The sequence below is a fragment of the Phenylobacterium sp. genome (assembly GCF_036677185.1).
GTDB lineage: Bacteria > Pseudomonadota > Alphaproteobacteria > Caulobacterales > Caulobacteraceae > Phenylobacterium.
The window spans coordinates 373,607-398,245 of the sequence record NZ_JAKFEN010000012.1 but is presented as its reverse complement, the minus strand read 5'-3'; the positions used below and the strand labels follow the sequence as shown (position 1 = coordinate 398,245).

The window sequence follows — 24,639 nt, the reverse complement described above, 5'->3', positions numbered from 1 at the left end:
CAGCGCGGCCTTCAGGCCTTCGCGGCTGTCCTTGCGGTCCTCGAGACGGGTCGCCAAGCTCGTAATCCCTCTATCCGATCAAGCGCCGTTCGCGACGAGCTGCCCGGGAAGGGCGCCATCGCGCGGTCGCACCGCCACAGTCGTCGGATCGCGCAGGTCGATCCGTTCGAAACCCAGTTCCAGGATCCGCGAGCGCTGATCGAGCTGCTCCAGCTGGATCAGGGCCGCGCCCTCGTCGACCGCCGGAAGTTGCACCAGCGACCCGTCCTTCAGCCGCAGGTCCCAGCGGCGGCCGTCGACCCGCACCAGGGCCTCCAGCCGCTCGGCCAGACGGGGCCGAGCCGCGACCTCCGGCAGGATCTGGGCGGCGAACTCGTTGGCGCCGGCGCCGACGATCAGCGGCAGGTTCGGGAACCGCCGCGGATCGGCCTCGGGGATCACCCGGCCGGTCTCGTCGATCACCCGGCTCTTGCCGCCGCTCTGCCAGACGGCGAGCTGGCGGCGCTCGACCACGGCCAGGACCAGGGTGTCGGGCAGCAAGCGCACCACTCGCGCCTCCTTCACCCAGCCCACGGTCTCGATCCGCTTGCGGACCTCCTCCAGATCGAGCCCCAGGACCGGCTGATCCTCGTAGACGCCTGCCGCCTTCAGGATATCGGCCGTCGCCATTGTCGAGGCGCCCTGGACGTGGACCGCCTTCAGCTTGAAACCCAGGCTGGCGAACTCGCTGCCCACCGCCTCGTTGATCGCCGAGTGCAGGGCCTGGCCCCGGCCGCCGGTGGCCAGCGTGACGCCCATGGTCAGGGCCAGCACGGCGGCGGCGGCGGCGAGCGCATAGGCAGGTGACAGCCCGACGCCGCGGGCGGCCTTAAGTTTGCCAGGGGCGTACGCCCCCTGCTTCTTGGGCTGGGGTCGAGCCTTGGTGCTAGGGGGCGCTTTGGCCCGGGGTTTCGCCGAAACTCGCGATCCCCCCCGCATCGCCGCGGGCATAAGCATCCTCCGTGATCCAAAGCACTAGACGGTCGAAGTCCACGCCCTTCGACGCCGCCTGCTCGGGGACGAGCGAAGTGGGCGTCATGCCGGGCTGCGTGTTGACCTCCAGAAGGACCAGAATGTCGTTAATGTCGTCATAACGAAGGTCGGATCGGGTAACCCCTCGACAACCAAGCGCTGCATGAGCCCGCTCCGACAGCTCCAGCGCCTTTTCGAAGGCGTGCAAGGGAATTTGCGCCGGAACGACGTGCTCCGAGCCCCCCTCCCCGTACTTGGCTTCATAGTCATAAAAGCCTGAGCGCGGCACTATGTCCGTCACCGTGATCGCCTTGCCGTCCATAACGGCCACCGCCAGCTCCTTGCCGCGGACATAGGGCTCGATCATCACCTCCTCGCCGAAGGTCCAGCTCGGGGCGACGATCTCCTGTGGCGGGCGGTTGGCGCCCTCGGGGACGATGAACACCCCGACGGAGGAGCCCTCGGCATTGGGCTTGATCACATAGGGCGGGGCCATGACGTGGTCGGCGGCGGCCTCGAAGCGGTTGAACAGCCCGCCCCCCGGCACAGTCACCCCAGCGGCGGCCAGCACAGCCTTGGACTTGGCCTTGTCCATGGCCAGGGCCGAGGCCAGCACGCCGGAGTGGGTGTAGCGCAGGCCGAGCGTCTCCAGCACGCCCTGGACGCAGCCGTCCTCGCCCCATTCCCCATGCAGGGCGTTGAAACAGACATCTGGCTTGAGCTTGGCCAGCACCTGGGCCAGGTCGCGGCCGGCGTCGACCCTGGTGACCTTGGCGCCCAGGCGTTCCAGGGCGTCGCCGCACTCGCGGCCGGAGACCAGGCTGACCTCCCGTTCGGAAGACAGCCCGCCCATGAGCAGGGCCACGTGTCGGCCAGAAAGGGGGCGTCCGGAAAGCGGCAGGGTCATTTGGCCTCGGCGGCGGTCTTGCGGAAATCGATGTCGCTGTCGGCGACGGTGTAAATGAACGCCGCCCAGACGGCGACGTTCTGGGCCAGCTCCTTGGGATCGATCTTGTCCAGGGTGTCGTCGGCCGAATGGTGCAGGTCGAAATAGCGGCTCGCGTCCTGATTGAACTCCGTCACCGGCACGCCCAGGCCGCGCAGGCCATCGGTGTCGGAACCACCCTGCTGGGCCGGGGCGCTGGAGACGATCGCCTTCAGCGGCGTCACCGCGGCGGCGAAGGCCTTCATGGCGGGGTGGCCGAGGCTGCCCTTCGGTAGTTTGGCGTTGAAGATCTCGCCGGCCCCCAGGTCGCTCTCGCCGACCACGATGATCTTGCCGACCTCGTCCTTGTGGGCCGTGGCGTAGGCTTCGCCGGAGCCGCCCTGCTCCTCGGCGCCCCACATCACCACGCGGATCGTGCGGCGCGGGCGCTCGGCCCCCGCCAGCTTCGCCGCGGCGGTGGTGATGGCGATCCCCGCAGCGTCGTCGACCGCCCCGGCGCCGGGATCCCAGGCGTCCAGATGGCCGCCGACGATCACCACCTCGTCGGGCGCCTCGCGGCCCTTGATCTCGCCGACCACGTTGTAGGCCGGCGCCTTGGCGCGGAAGGTCGAGGCCATGGAGAGCTTGATCCGCACGGGCTTGCCACGGGCGACCATGTGCTCCAGCAGTTCGGCGTCCGGGGTTGAGAGCGCGGCCATGGGGATGCCCGAGGCCGCCGCCCCGCCGGTGTGCGGCAGGCGGGTGTCGTCGGTGGAGACCGACCGGACCAGGTAGGCGACGGCACCGCGCTTGGCGGCCTCGAGGCCGCCGATGAACCGGGGCCCGACGCCCGAGGCGTAACCCTCGATCCCTTGGGTGCGCCGCATGACCTGGGTGACCACGACGATCTTGCCCTTCAGCGAACCGGGCGATTGGGCCATCAGCTCGGCCAGGCTCTTGAACAGCACGACCTCGGCCTCGATCCCGCCAGGGGGCGTCGGCGTCGATTGGCCCAGGCCCAGGATCTGCAGCTTCTGCGGATAAGGCGCGACGATCTCGGCGGACTCCGCGCCGCGCAGCCAGGAGCTGGTCTCGAAAGTCTCCACATGGACGTTGCTGAAGCCGAGGCTCTTCAGCTTCTCCACACCCCAGTCGCGGGCGCGGTCCATGGCGGGCGAGCCCTGCGGCCTGGCCCCGATCTCGGTGGTCAGCGACTCCGTCACCTCCCAGGCCGTGGGGTCGGCAAGCGCCTTTTCGCGCAGGGCGGCGGCCGTGGCGGCGAGGTCGGCGGCCTGGGCCGGGAGAGTCGCGACGAGGGTGGCGGCGGCGGCCGCTAGGAGAGCAATACGCATGCTCCGGCGGGTGCGCCACGCGCAGAGTCCTGTCAAGACATCGCCGATCGCGGGATCAATGTTGCTGACATCACGCTGGCGGGAGGCGGGGCGCAGAGTCTCGGCTGAACCGGAGAACGCCATGACCGTCGCCATCGCCCGCGCCCACGTCGCCACCGCCCTCGACCGCCTGCCCATGCCGCCCTGCGCCAAGCTGCTGGGCTGGCATGTGCTGGACGCCCGCCCCGCCGACGGCTGGATCCGCATGGGGTTTGAGGGCCGGCCGGAGTTCCTCAATCCCGCGGGCTTCATCCAGGGCGGCTTCCTGGCCGCCATGCTCGACGACACCATGGGCCCGGCGGTCTTCGCCCACACAGACGGAGCCCTCTACACGGCGACCATCGGCATGAGCGTGACCTATCTGAAGCCGGCCGTCGCCGGCCCGCTGTTCGGCGAGGGCCAGGTGGTGCAGCTGGGCAAGACCGTGGGCTTCGTGGAGGCCACCCTGATGGACGGCGCAGGCGCGCTCATCGCCCGCGCCACCGCGAGTGTGCGGCTCGTGCCTAGCGAGAAGGCGCTCTAGTCGCGCGCGACGCGACAAGGCCGCCCACGCTGACAACCAGCCGGCGAATTCTTCGCCTATCCGGCGTTTTTCAAGCGAAGACCTGTCGATGACTTCGAGTTCTCCAACATCGACACGTCTCCACCAGCATCTCGGCGATTCGCCCGCCTTGAATGTTTATTAAGAAATGGTTAAGGTTCTCACGAAGACTGCGCTACCTGGCGGTGTCTGGGGGACTAACGCTATGGACTTTAAGTTGAATTCCCGTGCGCTTGCCGTCGCCGCGACCCTCGTCGCCTCGGCCGCCGCGGTCTCGCCCGCCGCCGCCGGCGTCGTGGTGTTCAGCAATGTCAGCGCCGCCTGGAGCGATCCGACTCCGGGTTCGGGCATCACCATCGCCAATGGCTCGCCGACCTCGACGGCCAGCTGGGGGACGCCGGCGCTCGGGACTAAACAGAGCAGCTACACGTTCACGGGCAACGGCGTGGTGACCGACGACCTGGTCAGCGGCGGCAGCGACGGCCCGTTCCAGCTGGGCGAGTTCCAGCACAACAACTGGCCGATCACCGGCACGTCGCTCACCTCGATCAAGCTGCTGTTCACGGCCGACGTCTCGGTCGACGGCAACGATGTCGGGCCGCAGACCTTCGAGTTCACATTCCACCACGACGAGACGCCGAACAACGGCACGAACGGCGCCTGCAAGTACGGCGGGTCGCCTGGTTCGGGTATCAACCAGTACGGCTGCGCCGACCAGGTGAGCGTCGAGTCCAACACGCTGCAGAACGTGTTCACGTTCGGCAAGGACACCTACACCCTCGAGATCGCCGGCTTCTTCTCCGGCGGCGCCCTGACCGAGACCTTCCTGACCAAGGAAGGCAAGGTCGAGGAAGTGACCAGCTACTACTGGCACTACGGGCAGAAGAAGAAAAAGAAGGAGCTGGTCTACACCTCCTTTCCCAACAAGGCCTACGTCATGGGCACGGTCCACATGATCACCTCGGCCATTCCCGAACCCTCGACCTGGGCGATGATGATCGTCGGCTTCGGCGGGGTGGGTTCCATGCTCCGCGCCAACCGTCGCCGGCTCGTGCCGCTCGCCGCCTAGGAGCGCGGACCTTCAAGACCTCGAACGCCGCCGGTCGCAGGATCGGCGGCGTTTCTCGCTTCAGGTCAACCGGGCCGGCCGGTGCGCTTGATTTCCCATTCCAGCTCGATCCCCAGCTTGGCCTTCACATCAGCCCGCACCGCCTCGCCAAGGCCCTCCAGGTCGGCGGCGGTGGCGTCACCGGTGTTGATCAGGAAGTTGGCGTGAAGCGGCGAGAACATGGCCCCGCCATAGGCCTTGCCGCGCCAGCCGGCGGCGTCCACCAGCTTCCAGGACGAATGTCCGGGTGGATTCTTGAAGGTCGAGCCCCCGGTCTTCTCGCGGATCGGCTGGGTGGTCTCGCGCCGGGCGGTGATCTCGGCCATCCGCGCCTCGACGGCGGCGGGATCGTCGGGCCAAGCCTGGAAGACGGCCTCGATCCAGATCATGCCGGGCGGCGCCTGGCTGTGGCGATAGGTGTAGCCGAAGTCTTCCAACTGGAAATCACACCTCTGGCCCGAGCGGTCATAGCCCCAGGCCGAGACCAGCACGTCCTTGGTCTCGGCGCCGTAGCAGCCGGCGTTCATGGTCAGGGCGCCGCCGATGGAGCCGGGAATGCCGGCGTAGAACTCAAGCCCCGCCAAGCCGGCCTTGCCCGCGGCTCGCGCCACGGCCGAGTCCAGGGCGGCCGCGCCGACCGTGATGCGATGCTCGGCCGCCGACACCTCCACGCCCGCGAAAGCCCGGCCCGCGAGGCGGACGACCACCCCCTCAACCCCGCCGTCACGGACGATGACGTTCGACCCGACCCCCAGCACCGTCACCGGGACGCCCGACGGCAATTCCCGGAGGAAGGCGGCCAGGTCCGTGTGGTCGGCCGGCAGGAACAACACCTCCGCCGGTCCCCCGACGCGGAACCAGGTGAAGGGGCCGAGCGGCTCGTCGCGCAGCAACTTGCCGCGGACCGCCGGCAGGGTGTCACGCCAACTCACCTGGCCAGGGCCTCGAGCTGGCCCGGCAGGGCGTAGGCCCAGGCGGTGATGTCGCCGGCGCCCAGGCAGACCACGAGGTCGCCGTCCCGGGCTTCCTCGGCCACCATGCGGGCCAGGTCGGCGGGGGTTTCCAGGGCGAGCGCCCGCCGGTGGCCGAAGCGGCGCAGGCCCTCGACCAGGGCGTCGCGGTTGATCCCCTCGATAGGGCTCTCGCCGGCCGTATAGACGTCGGCCACGATCACCGTGTCAGCGTCGTTGAAGCAGCCGCAGAACTCGGCGAACAGGTCGTGCAGGCGCGAATAGCGGTGCGGCTGGACGACCGCGATCACCCGCCCGTTGGTCACCGCCCGGGCGGCCTTCAGCACCGAGGAAATCTCCACCGGGTGGTGGCCATAGTCGTCGATCACACGCACGCCGCCCGCCACCCCAGTGGTCGTGAAGCGCCGCTTCACCCCGCCGAAGCCCGCCAGGCCCTTGCGGATATCCTCGCCCGACACCCCCAGTTCACGGGCCACGGCGATGGCGGCCAGGGCGTTCAAGACGTTGTGCTGACCGGCCATCGGCAGGTGCAGGTCGTCCAGTCGGGTGACCTCGCCGTGCTGGGGCGCGAAGATCGCGTCGAACCGCGAACCGTCGGGACCCATGCTGATCTTCTCGGCGCGGACCTCGGCCTGGGGATTGGTCCCGTAGGCGACCAGCCGGCGGTTCACCACCCGCGCGGCCATGGCCTGGACCTCAGGATGATCGGTGCAGACCGCGGCGAAGCCATAGAAGGGCACGCCCTCGACGAAGGTCTGGAAGGCCTTCTTGGCGGTTTCGAAGTCGCCGTAATAGTCCAGGTGCTCGGGATCGATATTAGTGACGATCCCGCAGGTGGCGCGCAGGCGCAGGAAGGTGCCGTCGCTCTCGTCGGCCTCCACGACCATCCAATCCCCGTCGCCGACCTTGGCGTTGGCGCCGTAGGCGTTGATGATCCCGCCGTTGATCACCGTCGGATCCAGGCCCCCCGCGTCCAGCAGGGCCGCGACCATCGAGGTGGTGGTGGTCTTGCCGTGGGTGCCGGCGATGGCGACGGAGAACTGGTGGCGGGTCAGCTCGGCCAGCATCTCGCCGCGATGGACCAGCGGCAAGCGGTTCTCTCGCGCGGCGACCATCTCGGGATTGTCGGCCTTGATGGCGGTCGAATAGACGATGGCCGAGGCGCCTTCGACATTGGCCGGGTCCTGGCCGATGAACACCTTGGCGCCCAGCTTCTCGAGCCGCTCGGTGTTGGGGCCGGCCTTGGCGTCGGAGCCCTGCACCGTATAGCCGATGCGCAGCATGATCTCGGCGATGCCGCTCATGCCGATGCCACCGATGCCGATGAAATGGACAGGGCCGAGGGCGAAGGGGACGGGTCGCTTGTTCATCGTTTGGCGGCGGTCTTCTCGACGAGGTCGGCCAGCCGTTCGGCGGCGTCGGGTTTGGCGATCGAGCGTGAACCCGCGGCCATGCGGGCCAGGCGCTCGGGATTGGTCAGTAGCTTCTCCAGCGCGGTCGCCATGACCTCGACCGTGAGCTGGCTCTCGCGGCAGACCTCGGCGCCCCCGGCCTCGACCAACACCCGGGCGTTCTGGCCCTGGTCGTCGTCCAGCGCGATGGCGAGCGGGATGAGGATGGCGGGCTTGCCGGCCACGGCGAACTCGCAGACCGAGCCCGCGCCGGAGCGACCGATCACCAGGTGGGCGTCACGCAGCCGTCCCGCCATGTCGCGGAAGAACGGCGCGATCTCGGCGACCACCATGGCGTCGGCATAGACCTGGCGGGCGTTGTCCATGGACTCCGCCCGCGTCTGCTGCTGCACCGTCAGGCGCTGGCGCAGGCCCTCCGGCAGCTTGCGGATCGCCTCGGGCAGCAGTTCGGAAAGCAGCCGCGCGCCCTGGCTGCCGCCGGTGATCAGAATGCGGATCGGACCGTTCGGCTCGGGCGGCATGTAGGGCAGGTCGGCCAGGGCGCGGATCTCCGGCCGCACGGGATTGCCCACCACCACGGCGGTCCTGGAGACCTTCTCCGGCGCCTTCCGCAGCACCGGGAAGGCGCATGCCACGGCGCTGACATAGCTGGCCAGCTGGCGGTTGGCCCGGCCCATGACCGCGTTCTGCTCGTGGATCACGGTCGGCCGGCCCTGGGTGATCCCGGCCAGCAGGCCCGGCACGGACGGGTAGCCGCCGAAGCCCACAACCACATCGGGATCGATCCGGGCGAAGGCCTTGCGCGCCTGCATCACGCCCCGGACGATCGAGACGCCGGCCAGGGCCATGCTCACCGGGTCGCGCGGCCTGTAGGTGCGGGCCGACAGCCCGATACGCTCCTCGGCCGGGAAGCTCTCGGCGAAGGCGGCGACCCGTTCGTCACTGGCCAGCACGATACGCCAGCCGCGCGCGATCAGCGCCTCGGCCAGGGCCTGGGCGGGAAACAGATGGCCCCCGGTGCCCCCGGCGGCGACGACGGCGATCTTTGCCATGGCCAGCGTTTAGGCGAAGGCGCCGGCCTTGGCGAGGCCCTCGGTCTGGGAATAGGCGCCCGGGCGGCGGCGGGTGAGCGCCAAGGCCATGCCCAGGGTCAGGCTGATCGCCATGATCGACGACCCGCCGCTGGAGATGAACGGCAAGGTCATGCCCTTGGTCGGGATCATGTTCAGGTTCACCGCAATGTTGATGAAGGCCTGCTGGCCCACCAGCACGAACAGCCCCGCGGCCGCCACCTGTTCGAAGGGATCCGATAGCTTCATCGACTTGTAGAGCCCGCGCACCACGATGAAGGCGAAGATCGAGATCAGCAGCAGGGAGAAGATCAGGCCGTATTCCTCGGCCGCCACGGAATAGATGAAGTCGGTGTGGGCGTCGGGGATGTTTCGCTTCAGCACGCCCTCGCCCGGGCCGCGTCCGAACAGTCCGCCGCCGGCGATGGCCTCGGCCGCCCGGTCCACCTGGAAGGTGTCGGCGCGCTCGGGACTGAGGAACCGGTCGACCCGGCTGGCCACGTGCGGGAACAGGAAATAGGTCGAGGAGAGGCCCACCACAGCCACGCCGCCCAGCAGCATCACCCAGGACAGCGGCACGCCCGCCATCCAGAAGGCGGCGCCGAAGGCCACGGTGATCAGCACGGTCTGGCCGACGTCCGGTTGGATCAGCAGCAGACCCACCGACAGGAAATAGAGTCCGAAGGCGATGGAGACGCCGGGTACGCCCTGCCCCTTCTGTCCCTCGGAGAACATCCAGGAGACCAGCACAATCAGGGCCGGCTTCATGAATTCCGAAGGCTGCAGGGTGAAGCCCGCGAAGCTGATCCACCGGGTCGCGCCCTTGGCGCTGTGGCCCATGAACGGCAGGGCGATCATGATGGCGATGGCGATCAGGTAGATGAAGAAGGCCGCGCGCCTGACCCCTCGCCCATCGAGCATCGAGGCCGAGACCAGGATGGTCGCGCCGGCCACGGCGAAGACGCACTGGCGCACCGCGAAATGGAACGGATCGCCGATATTGAGGCGCGCCGCCGCCGCCGGGCTGGCGGCGAAGGACATCAAGACGCCGGTGGCGATCAGGGCCGCGACGGCGCCCAGCATCCAGCGATCGGTGGTCCACCACCACACGCCCATCTGCGACCTGTCGCTGCGGGCGAAGGCATGGGCTTGGGTGGGTTTCATCGCGGGTCCATCGAAGCGGGCGGCTTTCCGTGTCCTGCAGAAGACCTGCGCATGGTTAAATCTTCTTAACCGACCGCCTGCGTCCTAGGCGCGCGCGCCCTTGGCGGCCGGCTGGGCCAGGCCCATCACGGCGCTGCGGAACGCCTCGCCGCGGGCCTCGAAGTCGGCGAACTGGTCGAAGGAGGCGCAGGCCGGCGACAACAGCACGATGGCGTCCTGGCCGGTGGCCGCGGCGTCGGCATAGGCCGCGGCGACAGCGGCCTCGATCGTGCCGCATTCGGCGACCTGGGCCTTGCCCTTGAGGGTCTTGGCGAAGGCGGCCTGGGCGTCGCCGATCAGATAGGCCTTCTCGATGCGCGGGAAGAGGTCGGCTAGCGAGTCGATGCCGCCGGTCTTGGCCTCGCCGCCGGCGATCCAATAGAACTTGGGATAGCTGGACATCGCCTGACGGGCCGCGTCGGTGTTGGTGGCCTTGCTGTCATTGACGAAGCGCACGCGGCCCACCTGGCCCACGGTCTCCATCCGGTGCGCCAGCCCCGGGAAGGTCATCAGCCCCTCGGCGGCTTCCTGCGGCGAGACCCCCAGGCCGCGCACGGCGGCGTAGGCGGCCGCGGCGTTTTGCCAGTTGTGCCGTCCCGGCAGGGAGCGGGCGCGCAGCAGGTCGGCGATCTCGGTCGCCCGCTCGCCGGTGGCGTCATAGAGCAGGCCCTGCAGCACATAGGCGCCACGGCCCATCGCCTTGGAGGCCGAGATCGGCACGATGGTGCGGCGGTTGGCGGCGGTGATCTCGGTGCAGATCCGCTGGCCCCAGGGATCGTCCACCCCGATGACGGCCGTGTCGCCCTTGCCCTGGTTCAGCAGCACCCGGCGCTTGGCGGCCACGTAGCCCTCCATGCCGCCATGGCGCTCCAGGTGGTCGGGGGAGACGTTGAGCAGCACCGAGACGTCGGGCTTCAGGCTGTGGGTCAGGTCGAGCTGGTAGGAGCTCATCTCGAGCACGTAGACGGCGCCGCCGTGCATGTCGTCCAGGCCCAGGACGCCTACGCCGATATTGCCGCCAATGCGGGTGTCGCGGCCAGCGCTGGCGCAGATGTGGCCGATCAGGGCGGTGGTGGTCGACTTGCCGTTGGTGCCGGTGATGGCGACGATCTTCGGGCGCTTGTGCTCCGGCGCGGCGTTCACGGCGCGGGCGAACAGCTCCATGTCGCCGACGATCTCGACCCCGGCGGCCTTGGCGCGCTCCACCGTCCAGTGCGGGGCGGGATGGGTCAGCGGCACGCCCGGCGACAGCATCAGGGCGGCGAACTGCGACCAGTCGGCGGTGGTGAGGTCCACCAGCGGCAGGCCCAGGGCCTGCGCCGCGGCGCGGCCTTCCGGGCGCTCGTCCCACAGGGCGACCTTGGCCCCACCGGCCAGCAGGGCTTGCGCCGCGGTCAGACCCGTGCGGGCCAGGCCGAAAACGGCGACCGTCCTGCCTTCGAAGCCGCGGACCGGGATCATGACCGTGCGAGCCCTCCCCTACCGCAGTTTCAGCGTGGCCAGTCCGAGGACCGCCAGCATCAGGGAGATGATCCAGAAGCGGATCACCACGGTGGATTCCGACCAGCCGAGCTTCTCGAAATGGTGGTGGATCGGGGCCATCAGGAACACCCGCTTGCCGGTCATCCGGAAGTAGGCGACCTGGATCATCACCGACAGCGTCTCCAGCACGAAGAGGCCGCCGATCAGGCCCAGCACGATCTCGTGCTTGGTGGCCACGGCCACCGCGCCGATGCCGCCGCCGAGCGCCAGGGAGCCGGTGTCGCCCATGAAGATCTTGGCCGGCGGAGCGTTGTACCAGAGGAAGCCCAGGCCGGCGCCGATCATCGCCCCGCAATAGACCGCCGCCTCGCCCACGCCGGGGACGAAGTGGAGCTGCAGGTACTGGGAGAAGACGTAATTGCCGACCAGGTAGGCGATTAGCCCGAACGCGGCCGCGGCGATCATCACCGGCACGATGGCCAGGCCGTCGAGGCCGTCGGTGAAGTTCACCCCATTGCCGCCGCCGACGATAATGAAGGCGCCGAAGGCCAGGTAGAACCAGCCCATGTCGACCACCAGCTGCTTGAACACCGGGAAGGCGATCGAGGTCGAAAGGTTCGGGGATTCCGGCGGGTTGGAGCCGAACAGGATGATCATTGTGATCGCCGCCACGGCGATCAGGATCTCGAGGATCAGCCGCAGGCGGCCCGACACCCCCTCGGTGGTCTGCTTGGTCACCTTGGCGTAGTCGTCGAGGAAGCCCAGCGCGCCGTATCCCGCCGTCACCAGCAGCACGGCCCAGATATAGACATTGCTGAGATCGGCCCACAGCAGGGTGCCGACCAGCAGGCCGGCCAGGATCATCACGCCGCCCATGGTCGGCGTGCCGGCCTTCTCGATCACGTGGCGCTCGATACCCTCCTTACGGATCGGCTGGCCCTTGCCCTGCTTGATCTGCATGAAGCGGATGAAGCGCGAGCCCAGCAGAACCACCACCAGCTGCGCCGTGAACAGAGCCATGCCCGTGCGGAAGGTCAGATATTTCAGCAGGTTGAGGACCGGGATATGCCCACCGGCCGAGAGCTGCTCATACAGCCAATAGAGCATCAGCCCGCCTCCCCGGAACGCGCGTCGAGCAGCGTCAGCGCGGCGGTCACCGCACCGGCTTTCGAGCCGTTCGAACCCTTGACCATCACAAGGTCGCCAGGCTCTGCGGCCTGGGCGACCAGCGGCCCAAGCTCGGCCGCTGTCTCGGCGTAGCCGCCGCGCCGAGTCGACGGAAGGGCGTCCCACAGCGATTTCATCAGGGGGCCCGCGCAAAAGACCAGGTCGACCTTGGCGCTCGCCAGCGGTTCGGCCAGCCCCGCGTGGAATGCGGGCCCTTCAGCGCCCAGTTCCAGCATGTCGGTCAGCGCGACGATCCGCCGCCCCGCGGGCTTGCGCGCGCCCAGCGAGGCGAAGGCCGCCGCCATGGAGATCGGATTGGCGTTGTAGCTCTCGTCGATCAGGGTGAAGGCGCCGGCCGGCAGCCGGATCCGCCGTTCCGCCCCGCGGCCGGCCAGCGGCTCGAAGCTGCCCAGCGCCGCCAAGCTGTCGCTCAGCTCGACGTCGAGCGCCTCCAGCATCAGCAACACGGCCATGCTGTTGGGACCCCAGTGGAAGCCGGTCTGCAGGATCGGGAAGTCCAGCACCTTGCCATGCAGCCGGGCCTGGACCACCGCGTGACCGGCCTGGGGCTGGAAATCGATCAGCCGCGCGTCGCAGGCCTCGCCCGAGCCGAAGCTGCGGACCTCCGCCCCGGCCTTGCGGGCCTCGGCGCTCAAGAGCTCGAACCATTTGTTGTCGGCGTTCAGCACCGCCACGCCGCCGGGCTCGATACCGGCGAAGATCTCGGCCTTGGCGCGGGCCACGCCCGTCTCGCCGTCCGGGAAGTTCTCCACATGGACCGGACCGACGGTGGTGATCGCCACGGCGTGGGGCCTGACGAAGCGCGACAGCGGCGCGATCTCGTCGGCGTGGTTCATGCCGATCTCGAACACCGCGCGCTCGGTGTCCCGCGGCATCCGCGCCAGGGTCAGCGGCACGCCGATGTGATTGTTGTAGCTCTTGACGGACGAATGGCCCTTGCCCGCCAGCATCAGGCCGGCCCGCACCGCCTGGGTGACGCTGGTCTTGCCGACCGAACCGGTGACCGCGCCGCGCCGCGCCTGAAGCGCTCGATCTCGAGCCGCTTCTCCCAGCTTTTCCAAAGCCTTGAAGGTATCTTCCACCATGACGGCCGACCCCTCGACCGGCTGGGAGACCAGAGCGCCAGAAGCGCCGGCCGCCCGGGCCTGGCCGACGAACTCGTGGCCGTCACGCACCCCGGCCAATGCGACGAACAGGTCGCCGGTCTCGATGGAGCGGGTGTCGATGGAAACCCCATGCGCGGCGAAGTCGCCGCCGGTAACCTTACCGCCAACGGCCTTGGCGATCTCCTCGGCGGTCCAGAGCGGCTCAGCCATGGACAGGCTCCAGGGCCGTCGCGACCTCGGTCACGTCGTCGAAGGGGTGGACGACACCGGCGATGGTCTGGCCCTGCTCGTGGCCCTTGCCGGCCACCACCAGGACGTCGCCCTTGGTCATCAGGGCCACCGCGGCCTGGATGGCCTTGCGGCGGTCGCCGATCTCCCTGGCGCCGGGGGCGCCGGCCAGAACCTGGGCGCGGATCTCGGCCGGGTCCTCGCTGCGCGGATTGTCGTCGGTGACGATGGCGATGTCGGCATGGGTGGCCGCCGCCGCGCCCATGAGCGGGCGCTTGGCCTTGTCGCGGTCGCCGCCGGCGCCGAACACCACGATCAGCCGGCCCTCGACGTGCGGACGCAGGGCCTGCAGCACCGTCTCCAGCCCGTCAGGGGTATGGGCGTAGTCCACATAGGCCTCGCCGCCGCGCAGACCCGCCCCGATGTGCTGCAACCGGCCCGGCGCACCCTCCAGGGTCTCCAGCGCGGCCATCACGGTCGCGGGGTCCTCGCCCGCGGCGATGCACAGGCCCGCGGCCACCAGGACATTGGACGCCTGATAGCCGCCGACCAGCGGCAGGCGCACGTCGTAGATCTCGCCCGCATATCCGATCTTCAGCGCCTGGCCCTCGGGGGTCGGGGTGCGCGACAGCAGGATCAGGCCCTGCCCCGCCGCCCCGACCGACATGACTGTCTGGCCCGAGGTGACCGCGGCGCTGGCGAAAGCCTCATAGGCGTCGGAGTCGCTGTTCAGCACCGCGGTGCGTCCGCGCGGCAGCAGCGCGTTGAACAACCGCAGCTTGGCCTCGCGATAGACGCCCATGGTGCCGTGATAGTCGAGGTGGTCCTGGGTCAGGTTCAGGAAGCCCGCCGCCGTCAGCTCGGCCCCGTCGAGTCGGCGCTGGTCCACTCCGTGCGAGGAGGCCTCCAGCGCCAGGTGGGTCACGCCCAGCCCGGCGAGCTTGGCCATCAGCTCGGCCACGTCGGCCGCGTCGGGGGTGGTCAGGCCGGGCGGGGTCAGCTGCACGTCCAGGCCCGGGCCCGTGGCGCGGACGCCAAGCGTCCCCATGCTGGCGGCCCTGCGGCCCGCGTGGTTGAAGATCTGGCGGCAGAAGGCGGCGACCGAGGTCTTGCCGTTGGTGCCCGTCACCGCCACCACCACGGGCGGCTGCACGCCCCAGAAGGCGCGGGCGGCCAGCGCATAGGCGCGGCGCGGGTCGGCGGCGACGATCACTGGCGCGCCCAGGCCCGGAATATCCTCGCCGGAGATCACCGCCACGGCGCCGGCCGCCACGGCCTTGGCCGCGAACTCGCGCCCGTCGACCTTCGAGCCCGGCAGGGCCGCGAACAGGAAGCCCGGACGCACCTTGCGGCTGTCGGCGGTGACGCCCTCGATCACGGGATCGGGCGCGACTTCGCGTTTCACCAGGTCTGAGAGCCGCTTGACCATCAGTGGTCGTCCGCGCTCGGCGCTTCGCCGGCGGTCAGTTGCTGCGGTGTCGCGGGTGGGCGTTGGGCCATCAAGGCCGGCTCGCGCTGGACACCCAGGAAGGGAGCGATCCGGTCGATCACCCGCCCCGTGGCCGGGGCTGCGACCCAGCCGCCGGTGGAATAGCCGTAGGTCGAGGCGTTGCCCTTGGGCTCGTCCATCAGGATCAGAACGAAGTAGCGGTCCGCCTCCATGGGGCCGGCGGTGGGGAACACCGCGGCGAAGGAGGAGACCTGCTTCTGGCTGCTGTAGCCGCGGATGGCGGGATCGTACTTTTCACCGGTGCCGGTCTTGCCGCCGACCGTCAGGCCGGGCGCGTCGGCCTTGCCGCCCGAACCGCCGGTGACGTTGGCGCGCATCATCTGCAGCATGGTCTTGGAGGTCTCCTCGCTGACCACGCGGGTTCCGGCGGGCCGATCCTTGGGATCAAGCTTGCGGATGGTCAGAGGCACCAGCTTGCCGCCGTTCAGCAGCGCGCCCATGGCGCTGGAGAGCGCCAGCGGACTGACATTCATGCCGTGACCGAAGGAGGTGGAGGCCACGGCGTCCATGTCCCACTTCTTGGGGGTCAAGGGCCGCGCCGACTCCTTGAGCTCCACAACCGCCGTGCGGGTCAGGCCCAGGCGGTCGAAATACTTGCTCAGCCGCGGCCCGCCAATGGACTCGGCGAGTTTGGCGGTGCCGATGTTCGAGGAGTGCTGGAACACCTCGACCAGGGTCAGGACCTTCTGGGCGGCGTGGTAGTCTTTGATGGTCCGGTAGCCGAGCTGGTACGGGTGACGCGCGTCGAAGGTCGTGGAAACGTCGGCCACGCCGGTGTCGAGCCCGATGGCCACGGTGAAGGCCTTGAAGGTCGAGCCCATCTCGTAGATCGCCGCGGCGGCCCGATTGAGCTTGGCGTCGTTGTCGGCTTCGCCCGCCCGGTTGGGATCGAAGGTCGGATAGCTGGCCATGCCGAGGATTTCCCCGGTGTGGATATTGGTCACCACGCCGACGGCGCCGCGCGGATTGAACTCCGCGGCGGCCTTGTAGAGTTCGTCCTCGAGGGCGGCCTGGACCCGCAGGTCGATGGACAGGACCACCGGAGCGCCCGCGGCGGCGTTCTGGTGGGCGAGGTCGTTCAGCGCCCGCTCGGCGCCGGCCAGCCCGACCCCGCCGGTGTCGGCGAAGCCGATCAGGTGCGCCGCGGTCCGGCCCAGGGGATAGACCCGGCGCTCCTCGCGTTCGAAAGTGACCCCCGGCAAACCGAGCGCATGGACCCTCGCCCGGGACTCTGGCGTCAGCCCGCCCAGCACGAAGGTGCGGCGCTGGCCGTTGAGCGCCCTGTTCAGCCGCGCGGGGGTGAGCGAAGGGATGGAGCCGAGCAGCGCGCGACGGACCTCGCCCTTGTCCCAGATCTCCTGCGGATCGATGTAGAGCCCATAGTGCAGCAGGTCGGCGGCCAGCATGGCGCCGTTGCGGTCCACCAGGTCGGCCCGCGCCGAACCGACCGCCGCCGCGCCGCCGTCGCCGCGTCCGAGCCCGGAGAACACCGCCGAATTGGTCGCACCGATGGCCAGCGTCAGGAAGCTGGCCGCGAACAGGGCCAGGACGAAGAAGATGCGGATGCGCGTGTCGTCCTCGGCCTTGCCCGCGGCCTTGGCGCGCTCGAAGGCGTGCTCCAGGCCCCAGACCTGGGCCTTCAGCCAACGCCAGCCCGGCGGCTGGAAGGAGGGATGGGCCATGGTCATTGCTGCACGCCCGGGATCGCGACATGCGCCACCTGGGTCAGCGGCTTGGCGGCCGGCTCGGCCGGGGCGGCGACCTCGACCTTGGGGGGTTCGGCCGCGCGCTTGGCGGCCGCGGCCTTGAGCTGGGCGGCGAGCACGATGTCGCCCAGGGTCTCGGCGGTGATCTCGTTCTTGGCGGTGATGGGCGCCATGCCGAGGTGATCGGCGGAGAGCTGCTCGATCCTCCCGGGCTGCTCCAGATGGGCGACCTCGGCCTGCAGTAGGCGGATGCGGTCGCGCTCGGCCTCGATCTGCTTCTCCACCATGGCGATTTCGGTGCGCTCGCCCCCGGCGATGGTCTTGGCCAGGTAGACCGACAGGATGATCGCCACCAGCAGGCCGGCGGCGACCACGTCGACCAGCCGGAACCCTCGGATCTTACGGCTGAAAACACTCATGCGGCTTCCCTCCAGACCGGGGCCTCGGTGCGTACGGCCGCGCGCAGCTTGGCCGAGCGGGCGCGCGGATTGGCCCGGACCTCGTCGTCGGACGGGGCGCGGGCGCCGTTGAACAGCAGGTTGAAACTGGGCTGGCCCTTGGCCTCCACCGGCGGCGCGTGGCGCGAGCCGCCCGGGGTCTTGCCGGCCCGCACGGTGAAGAAGGCCTTCACGATCCGGTCCTCCAGGGAGTGGAAGGTGACCACGGCCAGCCGGCCGCCGGCCTTCAGCACATGCTCGGCGGCCACCAGCCCCGCCTCCAGCTCGGCCAGCTCGTCATTGACCGCGATCCGCAGGCCCTGGAAGGCGCGGGTCGCCGGATGGACCTTGGCCCCGCGACGGCCGCCAAGAGCCCGTTCGATGTGCTCGGCCAGGTCCAGGGTGCGGGTGAAGGGCTCGGTCTCGCGCCGCCGCACGATGGCCCGGGCGATCCGCCGGGACTCGCGCTCCTCGCCATAGACCCAGAAGATCCGCGCCAGCTCGGCCGGTTCGGCCGCGTTGACCAGGTCGGCGGCGGTCGGGCCGTCCGCGCCCATGCGCATGTCCAGCGGGCCGTCGCGCATGAACGAGAAGCCGCGCTCGGCCTCGTCGATCTGCATGGAGGAGACGCCGAGGTCGAGGGCCACGCCGTCGACGGCGGCCTCGCCTAGTTCCTCGTCCATCTCCGAGAAGCAGGCCTCGATCAACCGGAACCGGTCGCCCAGGCCCTCGGCGAAGCGCGCGGCGCTGGGATCGCGGTCGAAGGCGGTCACCTGGGCGCCGGTGGCCAGCAAGGCGCGGGAATAGCCGCCGGCTCCGAAGGTGCCGTCGACGATCAGCTTGCCGGGGCCGGGCTCCAGGGCCGCGACCACCTCGTCGAGCAGGACCGAGACGTGGGGAGCGTCGTCCAAGTCAGGCCACCCCGAGCTTGGCGGCGCGCTGCTGGGCGCGGAGCTGGGCCAGGCCCTCGCGCGCCAGTTCGCGCTGGGCGGCGCGATAGCCCTGGAAGGCCTCCCGCTCCCAGATCTGGAACCGGTCGCCCAGGCCCACCAGGACGACCTCGTCGGTGAGGCCGAACATGTCGCAGAGCTGTTCGGGCAGGGTGATGCGGCCGGCGGTGTCGAAGCTCATCTTGGCCTGGCCGCCCAGGACGGAGAACTCCAGCGCCGAGCGCGTGGGGTCGCCGAACGGCATCTCTTCGATCAGCGACAGGTAACGGTCGAACAAGGCCTTCCCGCCGCCCTCGATGCAATCGGCTTCAATGGATGGAAAGCAGATGATTCCGTCGAAGGGGCCAGAGACCAGGGCGCGGAACTCCTGCGGCACAACGATGCGCCGCTTGGCGTCCAATTGTTTCTCGAATGTCGAGAGAAACATCCCGCCGAAACCCCAATCGGCGGCCCCGGATGGGCCGCCCCTCCCCGCCTTCGGATGACTCACGCGCCCCGCCCCGCCGCGACGCGCCCCATACCTCAGCGGACGACCATTGGGTTAACATGGGATCAATTGGGAGACAATGACTCTAGATGGTGATTTCGCGCAAAATCAAAGATGTCGCACCGACTTATGGTTAACGCGCGTAAACAATTCACAGAACATACATCGAACGCGTTAAGTATAACCGGCGTTTGCGAAGCACCGTGGACGGATGAAGGGATCAGACGGCCTATAAGCCGGGTTCTGTGCCGCCGGCGAACCGGCGCGGCGATCATTCCTCTGGACCGCCCCTCGCGGGACGGTTCTCGCGACCTACCCGGACGCCTCGGACCTACGACAGTCCTGCCCATGCGAGATGGGCGCAGCGTCCCTATTCGGTCTTGCTCCTGGCGGGGCTTGCCATGCCGGTCCTGTCACCAGGCCCGCGGTGGGCTCTTACCCCACCCTTTCACCCTTACCCGGACCGAGGTCCGGGCGGTTTGCTTTCTGTGGCGCTATCCCTGAGGTCGCCCTCGGCGGGCGTTACCCGCCGCCATGTCGTTGTGGAGCCCGGACTTTCCTCGACGGCTTGCGCCGCCGCGACCGCCCGGCCGTCTGATCGCGGCGATAAGTGAGCGCTGCCGTGCGGCGGGTCAAGCGGCGTATCCGCGAGCCCTGCCCGCGCCGGCCCCGGACTCGCGCTGGGCGATGCAGCCGAACCATCCCAGGCCGCGATAGGTCTCGTAGCCCGGAGTCAGGGCGTAGCCGACTGTGACGCCCTCGGTCGCGTAGCTGCCCAGCTCGGCGGCGTCGGACGGCAGGCGGAACACCTCGTCCAGTTCCCCCTTGCGGTCCGACGAGGCCAGGATGCGGCCGGCGTGATCCAGCAGCAGGACGCGCGAATGGGCGCGCTCCTCCTCCGTCAGCCGCACCCCATCGACCACCGCATGGGCCTGCGGGCTCCAATCGAAGTGGATACCCAGCACGCCGAGCACGGCGCCGTCCGCACGGCCCTCCTGGCGAATGGCTGTGGAATAGGTGGCGACCGGCGCGTTCTCCAGCGCCGCGGCCCGCTCCACGTCGCAGGCCACGAACTCGTCGCCCGAGCGGGTGCGCACGGCCCGTTCGAACCAAGGCTCGCGCGAGACATTGAGCCCGACCGCGGCCCGGTAGCGTTGCGGCCGACCGGTGGCCACCACCTTGCCCCTGGCGTCGCAGATCCACAGGTCCAGATAGACGGTATAGGCGTCCAGGATCACCTTCAGCCGGTCGCTGGCGAAGCGGCTGGCGGCCTCCGAAGGGTCGGCGACGCAGGCGACCACGGCGGAGTCCGTCGCCCACCAGCGTACGTCGCAGGTCCGCTCATAGAGATTCCGGTCGATGATCTCGATGGCGTTCAGCGCCAGGTCGGCCAGCCGCTGGCCGCGCAAGTGCGAGAGGATCGCCGCGCCCACCGCCGACAGCTCCGCCAGATCGGCCCGCACCTGGCTCTCCATGGCGCCGGCCACCTCGTCGATCTCCGCGGCGATGCGCTTGAATTCTTCGGCGACGATGGCGAAGCCCTTGCCCGCCTCCCCCGCCCGCGCCGCGGTGATCAGGGCGTTAATGGCCAGCATCTTGGCCTGGCGGTTGATCGCCGAGATCTCGCCGATCTTGCCGCCGGCCACGGCCGACAGCCGCTCCGAGAGTTCCAGAATCCGTTCGGGAACGAGCCCCGCGTCTGCGCCTGCCAAGTGGCCCCTCCCCGGGGATCGCGACCGCCCGACGGGCCGCCGAATCGCCTTCGCGGAGCATGAGTGGATTCCCCGTTCGTCAAACATGTTCGCTGAGCGCGGCGCACCGGCGCCCGCCTTTCGAGCAAATTGCACGCAATGGAGCAGCGATTTGCCTGTTCACCACTCAGTTTGCGCCTCGCCGATCCGGCCCGGAGGCCGAGAAGCGGCGGGACTAGGCTGAGGCGCGCAGCAGGGCGATCAGCCGGGCGCGGGTCATGCCGTCGGCGATCCCGTCGACCTTCTCCGGGCGCCAATGGCGTTGGAAGGCGCGGACCACCGCGGCGGTGTGGGTGTCGAACTTGCCCGATGGCGCGCAGTCATAGCCCAGCCGGGTGAAACCGGCCTGGAGGGCGAACACCCCCGCCCCCTCCTCGCCCTCGCCCAGGGGCTGGCCGGGCGCGGCGTCGGGCTCGACCCACAGGCCGTGGCCGGCCTCGGCGAGACGCTTCCAGGGGAACAGCTCGCCGGGGTCCTCCTTACGCTCAGGCGCCACGTCGGCATGGCCGACGATGCGGCCGTCCTCGATGTCCCAGCGGGTGCGGATGTCGGCCAGCAGTTCGATCACGGCGGCGATCTGGGCGTCGGGGAACGGCCGGTAGCCGAACTCATGGCCGGGATTGACGATCTCGATGCCGATGGAGCGGCCGTTGATGTCGGTCTCGCCCTTCCAGGACGACAGGCCCGCATGCCAGGCCCGCCGGGCCTCGGGCACCAGGCGGAACACGCGGCCGTCCTCCTCGACCATGTAGTGGGCGCTCACCTTGGAGTCGGCGGCGCAGAGCCGCTCCAGCGCCTCCGGCCCCGTGCGCATGCCGGTATAGTGCAAGACCACGAGGTCGGGCGGGACCAAGCGCTCGTTGAAGTTGGGCGAGGCCGCCTCGATGAAATTCACTTGTCGCGGTTCCGCAGGGCGAGCAGCAGCAGCATGATCTGGTTGGGCCTCAGGGCGATGATGAGGACGCCCGCGATGGCCACGGCGGCCCCGAAGGCCATGCGCGCATCGAAGGGGTCATGGGTGATCAGGACTCCGAGCCCGATGGTGGCCAGCGGCGTCATCAGGGTCAACGGCGAGATGAGGTTGGCCTCGTAGCGCTGGATCAGGCCGTAATAGAGCGTGTGGCCGACCACCGAGACGATCAGGCCCGAGAACAACACCGCGGCGACGAAGGGCCAGCCGCTGGCGACGGCCACGGCCGACGCGCCCGGCTCCAGCCAGGCCGACAGGGCGATCAGGGGCAGGAATGACGAAAGCCCCACCCAGGCCTGCATCTGCAGCGGCTTTAGCCCGTCCATCTGCTTCAGCATCACCGCGCCGAGCGAGCCCATGAAGGCCGCGCCGACCACGAAGAGCAGGCCAGGCGCGATGCGGAAGCCGTGCGGGTCCCACATGACGGTGAGCGCGCCCAGCAGGGTCAGCCCGATGCCGAACAGTCGCCGCCGCGTCAGGCGTTCGCCCAGCAGCATGAAGGACAGGAAGGTGGTCATCGGCACCATGACCTGGCTGACCACCGCCACGGACGACGGGGTGGAGGTCCTCAGGCCGACGAACATCAGGGCGAAATTGCCGCCGCCCATCAGCAGGGCCACGACAAGCAGCCGCCAGATGGGCCGCGGCGCCGGGCGCAGCCAGGGGAACACCGCCACGGCCACGATCGCGAAGCGCACGGCCGCGTAGAACAGCGGCGGGATGTCCATGTACGAGACCACGAACTTCGAGACGATGTTGTTCGCCGCCCAGACCAGGCAGACCAGAACCAACAAAGCGAAGTCGCGAAGCGCCATGGCCCCGCCTTAGGCTCGGTTCGGCAGGCTTTGGCAAGCCCGCCGATTGCGCCAAGCTGCGGTCGGCAACCCAGAGGTCGTCCATGCTCACCCTCTACGGATCGTCGAATTCGCGCGCGGCTCGCGCCCTGGTGGCTCTGGAGGAACTGGGCCTGCCCTACCGCCATGTGCCGCTCAACCACCGCGCCCGGCCGCAGGACCGGATCACGATGGATGCGATCAACCCCAACGGCCACGTGCCGGTGCTCGACGACGACGGCCTGATCGTCTGGGAGTCGATGGCGATCAACCTCTACCTGGCCGACAAGGTGGGCGGGCCGCTTTGGCCGACCCGCCCGGCCGAGCGGGCGGCGACCTACCAATGGAGCTTCTGGGCCCAGACCGAGATCGACCGCGCCGATTGGAACCGCGCTCGGCGCGGCGGCGACGAGGCGCTGATCGCGTCCGACCGGCGGGACCTGGTCAAGGCGCTGGGCGTCCTCGACCGGACGCTGGAGGGCCGGACCTGGCTGCTGGGCGAGGCCTTCACCATGGCCGACGTCAATGTCGCCACCACGCTCAGCCAGCCTAACGAGGACGGCCTGATCGGCTGGCAGAGACTCGACCCGGCGGCGGACGGCTTGCCGGCCCTGGCGGCCTGGCTCGCCCGCTGCGCGGCGCGACCGTCCTATTTGGCTGTGCGGGAAATGCCCTAGCCAGCCCCGCCGCAGAGCGTCAGCTTGCGTAGGAGGAACTTTCGCTCGGCGGCGTTGTCGGTGCGGGCGATGGCGGCCTCGTAGGCCGCGGCCGCCTCGGGGCGGCGGTCCAGCCTTTGCAGCAGCTCGGCGCGAATGGCGTGGAAGAGGTAGTAGTCCTTGAGCTCAAGCCCCTCGACGAGGGCGAGCGCCGCGGTCGGCCCCTCGACCTCGGCGACCGCGACGGCGCGGTTCAGCGCCACCACCGGCGTCGGCGCGATCGCGAGCAGTTGGTCGTAGAGCGCCTGGATCTGCCGCCAATCGGTGGCCGCGGCGAACGGCGCATCGCTATGGACGGCGTTGATGGCCGCCTGGATCTGATAGGGGCCCGGCTGGTTCAGCCGCAGGCAGCGTCGCACCAGGGCCTGGCCCTCGGCGATCAGGGCGCGGTCCCATAGCCGGCGATCCTGGTCGGGCAGCAGCACGATCTCGCCCTGCGGATCCAGACGCGCGGGCCGGCGCGAGGCGACCAGCAACATGAGGGCGAGCAGGCCGGCGACCTCGGGCTCATGGGGCATTAGGCCGGCCAGGATCCGGCCCAGCCGGATGGCCTCATCGCAGAAGGCGTCGCGGGTGAGGTCCTCGCCCCTGCTGGCCACATAGCCCTCGTTGAAGATGAGATAGATCACCGCCAGCACGGCGCGGAGCCGGACCGGAAGGTCCTCCGCCGTCGGGACCCTGTAGGGGATCCCCGCGTCCCGGATCTTGCCCTTCGCCCGCACCAGCCGCTGGGCGAGGGTCGCTTCGGGCAGGAGGAAGGCGCGGGCGATCTCGGCGGTGGTCAACCCGCCCAGCAGCCGCAGGGTCAGCGCCACCTGGGCGTCGGTCCCCAGGGCGGGATGACAGCAGGTGAAGACCAGGCGCAGGTGGTCATCGTTCACGTCGTGCATGACGTTCTCCTGGGCGTCCTCCGCGGCGTGCAGCAGGGCGGCCTGGGCGTGGCGGTCATCGCGCGACGCCTCGCGGCGCAGGCGATCGATGGCCCGGTTGCGCGCCGTCATGATGATCCACCCGGCCGGGCTCGGCGGCGGGCCCGCCCGGGGCCACCGCGCCACGGCCTCGGCGAAGGCGTCCTGGACCGCCTCCTCGGCGATCGTGATGTCGCGGAAGGCCCGGACCAGGACCGCGACCGCCCGGCCATGTTCCTCACGGAACACGCGTTCGATCGCGGAGAGCGGCAGCCCCTCAGCCATCCACGGGGATTCTGTGATCCGACTGCAGCGGCCGGACCTCTATGGAGAGCGGCGCCAGGGTGTGGGCCAGCCTGCGGCCCCATTCCAGGGCCGTGTCGAGGTCGGCGGCCTCGATCACCGTGAACCCGCCGATATGCTCCTTGCCCTCCACGAACGGGCCGTCCGTCGTCAGGAGCTGGCTGTCGCGATTGTCGTAATGCAGCACGGTGGCGGTGCTGGGCGGGAACAGGCCGCCGGCGAACACCCAGGCGCCCCTGGCCTTCATGTCGGCGTTGAGCACGGCCAGATCCCGCATGATGGGCTCCAGGAACTCGGGCGGCGGCGGGTCGCCATCGGGTTGATAGATGCTGAGCATGTACCGGGGCATAGCTTCATCCTTCTGCGGCCGGCATCTTGCCGGCTTTACACCCCCAAACGAACGGCCTTGCGCCAGATCGACATCGGCGGCCC

23 protein-coding genes and 1 other RNA gene are annotated in these 24,639 nt (G+C 69.5%); 3 read left to right on the top strand and 21 right to left on the bottom strand.

Annotation, left to right across the window (positions count from 1 at the left end):
• Positions 1 to 78 precede the first annotated feature (78 nt).
• From V6M51_RS03425 to V6M51_RS03415, 3 genes are read right to left on the bottom strand one after another with little or no spacing between them, the layout of a single operon-like run.
• Entirely contained in the window at positions 79 to 990 is a 912-nt protein-coding gene (locus tag V6M51_RS03425; protein WP_332764637.1) for a cell division protein FtsQ/DivIB, read from the bottom strand.
• Complete coding sequence (locus V6M51_RS03420; protein WP_332764635.1) at positions 926 to 1,918, bottom strand: D-alanine--D-alanine ligase; 993 nt, start codon at positions 1,916 to 1,918, stop codon at positions 926 to 928. The genes V6M51_RS03425 and V6M51_RS03420 overlap by 65 nt, the downstream gene beginning before the upstream one ends.
• Positions 1,915 to 3,288: a M20/M25/M40 family metallo-hydrolase gene (locus tag V6M51_RS03415; RefSeq protein WP_332764633.1), complete on the bottom strand. Its 1,374-nt coding sequence runs from the start codon at positions 3,286 to 3,288 to the stop codon at positions 1,915 to 1,917. Before V6M51_RS03415 ends, V6M51_RS03420 begins: the two co-directional genes overlap by 4 nt.
• Positions 3,289 to 3,409: 121 nt before the next feature.
• Between V6M51_RS03415 and V6M51_RS03410 the strand changes: the two genes are divergently transcribed.
• Complete coding sequence (locus tag V6M51_RS03410; RefSeq protein WP_332764631.1) at positions 3,410 to 3,850, top strand: PaaI family thioesterase; 441 nt, start codon at positions 3,410 to 3,412, stop codon at positions 3,848 to 3,850.
• 223 nt (positions 3,851 to 4,073) lie between these two features.
• Entirely contained in the window at positions 4,074 to 4,937 is an 864-nt protein-coding gene (locus tag V6M51_RS03405) for a THxN family PEP-CTERM protein (protein WP_332764629.1), read from the top strand.
• Between the two features lie 65 nt (positions 4,938 to 5,002).
• Here V6M51_RS03405 and murB read toward each other — a convergent pair whose 3' ends face one another.
• From murB to V6M51_RS03325, 16 genes are all read right to left on the bottom strand, one after another.
• Positions 5,003 to 5,908 (bottom strand): UDP-N-acetylmuramate dehydrogenase, encoded by a 906-nt coding sequence (murB, locus tag V6M51_RS03400; protein ID WP_332764627.1) that lies wholly within the window; start codon positions 5,906 to 5,908, stop codon positions 5,003 to 5,005.
• The gene (gene murC, locus V6M51_RS03395) at positions 5,905 to 7,317 is read right to left on the bottom strand and encodes a UDP-N-acetylmuramate--L-alanine ligase (RefSeq protein WP_332764626.1); all 1,413 of its coding nucleotides are present in this window, start codon (positions 7,315 to 7,317) and stop codon (positions 5,905 to 5,907) included. The genes murB and murC overlap by 4 nt, the downstream gene beginning before the upstream one ends.
• Entirely contained in the window at positions 7,314 to 8,411 is a 1,098-nt protein-coding gene (gene murG / locus V6M51_RS03390) for an undecaprenyldiphospho-muramoylpentapeptide beta-N-acetylglucosaminyltransferase (protein ID WP_332764624.1), read from the bottom strand. Before murG ends, murC begins: the two co-directional genes overlap by 4 nt.
• Positions 8,412 to 8,420: 9 nt before the next feature.
• On the bottom strand, positions 8,421 to 9,593 hold the full coding sequence (ftsW, locus tag V6M51_RS03385) for a putative lipid II flippase FtsW (protein WP_332764622.1): 1,173 nt from the start codon (positions 9,591 to 9,593) through the stop codon (positions 8,421 to 8,423).
• Positions 9,594 to 9,677: 84 nt separating this feature from the next.
• Entirely contained in the window at positions 9,678 to 11,093 is a 1,416-nt protein-coding gene (murD, locus tag V6M51_RS03380) for a UDP-N-acetylmuramoyl-L-alanine--D-glutamate ligase (RefSeq protein WP_332764621.1), read from the bottom strand.
• Between the two features lie 18 nt (positions 11,094 to 11,111).
• The gene (gene mraY / locus V6M51_RS03375; RefSeq protein WP_332764620.1) at positions 11,112 to 12,221 is read right to left on the bottom strand and encodes a phospho-N-acetylmuramoyl-pentapeptide-transferase; all 1,110 of its coding nucleotides are present in this window, start codon (positions 12,219 to 12,221) and stop codon (positions 11,112 to 11,114) included.
• Positions 12,221 to 13,618, bottom strand: coding sequence for a UDP-N-acetylmuramoyl-tripeptide--D-alanyl-D-alanine ligase (locus V6M51_RS03370; protein ID WP_332764619.1), 1,398 nt, complete (start codon positions 13,616 to 13,618; stop codon positions 12,221 to 12,223). The genes mraY and V6M51_RS03370 overlap by 1 nt, the downstream gene beginning before the upstream one ends.
• Positions 13,611 to 15,065 carry a UDP-N-acetylmuramoyl-L-alanyl-D-glutamate--2,6-diaminopimelate ligase gene (locus V6M51_RS03365; protein ID WP_332764618.1) on the bottom strand — a complete coding sequence of 485 codons (1,455 nt, stop codon included), beginning with the start codon at positions 15,063 to 15,065 and terminating at the stop codon, positions 13,611 to 13,613. Before V6M51_RS03365 ends, V6M51_RS03370 begins: the two co-directional genes overlap by 8 nt.
• Positions 15,065 to 16,834, bottom strand: a complete 1,770-nt coding sequence (locus V6M51_RS03360) for a peptidoglycan D,D-transpeptidase FtsI family protein (protein ID WP_332764617.1) — start codon at positions 16,832 to 16,834, stop codon at positions 15,065 to 15,067. The genes V6M51_RS03365 and V6M51_RS03360 overlap by 1 nt, the downstream gene beginning before the upstream one ends.
• Complete coding sequence (gene ftsL / locus V6M51_RS03355; protein ID WP_332764616.1) at positions 16,831 to 17,271, bottom strand: cell division protein FtsL; 441 nt, start codon at positions 17,269 to 17,271, stop codon at positions 16,831 to 16,833. The genes V6M51_RS03360 and ftsL overlap by 4 nt, the downstream gene beginning before the upstream one ends.
• On the bottom strand, positions 17,268 to 18,200 hold the full coding sequence (gene rsmH, locus V6M51_RS03350; RefSeq protein ID WP_332764615.1) for a 16S rRNA (cytosine(1402)-N(4))-methyltransferase RsmH: 933 nt from the start codon (positions 18,198 to 18,200) through the stop codon (positions 17,268 to 17,270). The genes ftsL and rsmH overlap by 4 nt, the downstream gene beginning before the upstream one ends.
• Before the next feature lies 1 nt (position 18,201).
• The gene (locus tag V6M51_RS03345) at positions 18,202 to 18,666 is read right to left on the bottom strand and encodes a division/cell wall cluster transcriptional repressor MraZ (RefSeq protein ID WP_305674616.1); all 465 of its coding nucleotides are present in this window, start codon (positions 18,664 to 18,666) and stop codon (positions 18,202 to 18,204) included.
• 276 nt (positions 18,667 to 18,942) lie between these two features.
• Positions 18,943 to 19,324, bottom strand: an RNA gene (gene rnpB, locus V6M51_RS03340) — RNase P RNA component class A.
• Positions 19,325 to 19,358: 34 nt separating this feature from the next.
• Positions 19,359 to 20,438: a methyl-accepting chemotaxis protein gene (locus tag V6M51_RS03335; RefSeq protein ID WP_332764613.1), complete on the bottom strand. Its 1,080-nt coding sequence runs from the start codon at positions 20,436 to 20,438 to the stop codon at positions 19,359 to 19,361.
• A 214-nt stretch (positions 20,439 to 20,652) separates the two neighbouring features.
• Entirely contained in the window at positions 20,653 to 21,372 is a 720-nt protein-coding gene (locus tag V6M51_RS03330; RefSeq protein ID WP_332764612.1) for a peptidoglycan recognition protein family protein, read from the bottom strand.
• Entirely contained in the window at positions 21,369 to 22,262 is an 894-nt protein-coding gene (locus V6M51_RS03325; RefSeq protein ID WP_332764611.1) for a DMT family transporter, read from the bottom strand. The genes V6M51_RS03330 and V6M51_RS03325 overlap by 4 nt, the downstream gene beginning before the upstream one ends.
• 83 nt (positions 22,263 to 22,345) lie before the next feature.
• Between V6M51_RS03325 and V6M51_RS03320 the strand changes: the two genes are divergently transcribed.
• Positions 22,346 to 22,957: a glutathione S-transferase family protein gene (locus tag V6M51_RS03320; RefSeq protein WP_332764610.1), complete on the top strand. Its 612-nt coding sequence runs from the start codon at positions 22,346 to 22,348 to the stop codon at positions 22,955 to 22,957.
• Here the strand turns inward: V6M51_RS03320 and V6M51_RS03315 are convergent.
• Both V6M51_RS03315 and V6M51_RS03310 read right to left on the bottom strand, forming a co-directional pair.
• Entirely contained in the window at positions 22,954 to 24,189 is a 1,236-nt protein-coding gene (locus tag V6M51_RS03315; RefSeq protein WP_332764609.1) for an RNA polymerase sigma factor, read from the bottom strand. The genes V6M51_RS03320 and V6M51_RS03315 overlap by 4 nt on opposite strands.
• Positions 24,182 to 24,556: a YciI family protein gene (locus V6M51_RS03310; RefSeq protein WP_332764607.1), complete on the bottom strand. Its 375-nt coding sequence runs from the start codon at positions 24,554 to 24,556 to the stop codon at positions 24,182 to 24,184. The genes V6M51_RS03315 and V6M51_RS03310 overlap by 8 nt, the downstream gene beginning before the upstream one ends.
• Positions 24,557 to 24,639 lie beyond the last annotated feature (83 nt).

Coding starts and splice junctions, on each gene's coding strand:
- murC (WP_332764626.1), bottom strand. CDS start 7,317: ATGAACAAGCGACCCGTCCCCTTCGCCCTCGGCCCTGTCCATTTCATC.
- V6M51_RS03360 (WP_332764617.1), bottom strand. CDS start 16,834: ATGACCATGGCCCATCCCTCCTTCCAGCCGCCGGGCTGGCGTTGGCTG.
- V6M51_RS03425 (WP_332764637.1), bottom strand. CDS start 990: ATGCCCGCGGCGATGCGGGGGGGATCGCGAGTTTCGGCGAAACCCCGG.
- V6M51_RS03365 (WP_332764618.1), bottom strand. CDS start 15,065: ATGGTCAAGCGGCTCTCAGACCTGGTGAAACGCGAAGTCGCGCCCGAT.
- V6M51_RS03405 (WP_332764629.1), top strand. CDS start 4,074: ATGGACTTTAAGTTGAATTCCCGTGCGCTTGCCGTCGCCGCGACCCTC.
- V6M51_RS03320 (WP_332764610.1), top strand. CDS start 22,346: ATGCTCACCCTCTACGGATCGTCGAATTCGCGCGCGGCTCGCGCCCTG.
- V6M51_RS03325 (WP_332764611.1), bottom strand. CDS start 22,262: ATGGCGCTTCGCGACTTCGCTTTGTTGGTTCTGGTCTGCCTGGTCTGG.
- ftsL (WP_332764616.1), bottom strand. CDS start 17,271: ATGAGTGTTTTCAGCCGTAAGATCCGAGGGTTCCGGCTGGTCGACGTG.
- murG (WP_332764624.1), bottom strand. CDS start 8,411: ATGGCAAAGATCGCCGTCGTCGCCGCCGGGGGCACCGGGGGCCATCTG.
- V6M51_RS03410 (WP_332764631.1), top strand. CDS start 3,410: ATGACCGTCGCCATCGCCCGCGCCCACGTCGCCACCGCCCTCGACCGC.
- V6M51_RS03415 (WP_332764633.1), bottom strand. CDS start 3,288: ATGCGTATTGCTCTCCTAGCGGCCGCCGCCGCCACCCTCGTCGCGACT.
- V6M51_RS03310 (WP_332764607.1), bottom strand. CDS start 24,556: ATGCCCCGGTACATGCTCAGCATCTATCAACCCGATGGCGACCCGCCG.
- V6M51_RS03315 (WP_332764609.1), bottom strand. CDS start 24,189: ATGGCTGAGGGGCTGCCGCTCTCCGCGATCGAACGCGTGTTCCGTGAG.
- mraY (WP_332764620.1), bottom strand. CDS start 12,221: ATGCTCTATTGGCTGTATGAGCAGCTCTCGGCCGGTGGGCATATCCCG.
- ftsW (WP_332764622.1), bottom strand. CDS start 9,593: ATGAAACCCACCCAAGCCCATGCCTTCGCCCGCAGCGACAGGTCGCAG.
- V6M51_RS03345 (WP_305674616.1), bottom strand. CDS start 18,666: ATGTTTCTCTCGACATTCGAGAAACAATTGGACGCCAAGCGGCGCATC.
- murD (WP_332764621.1), bottom strand. CDS start 11,093: ATGATCCCGGTCCGCGGCTTCGAAGGCAGGACGGTCGCCGTTTTCGGC.
- V6M51_RS03370 (WP_332764619.1), bottom strand. CDS start 13,618: ATGGCTGAGCCGCTCTGGACCGCCGAGGAGATCGCCAAGGCCGTTGGC.
- V6M51_RS03420 (WP_332764635.1), bottom strand. CDS start 1,918: ATGACCCTGCCGCTTTCCGGACGCCCCCTTTCTGGCCGACACGTGGCC.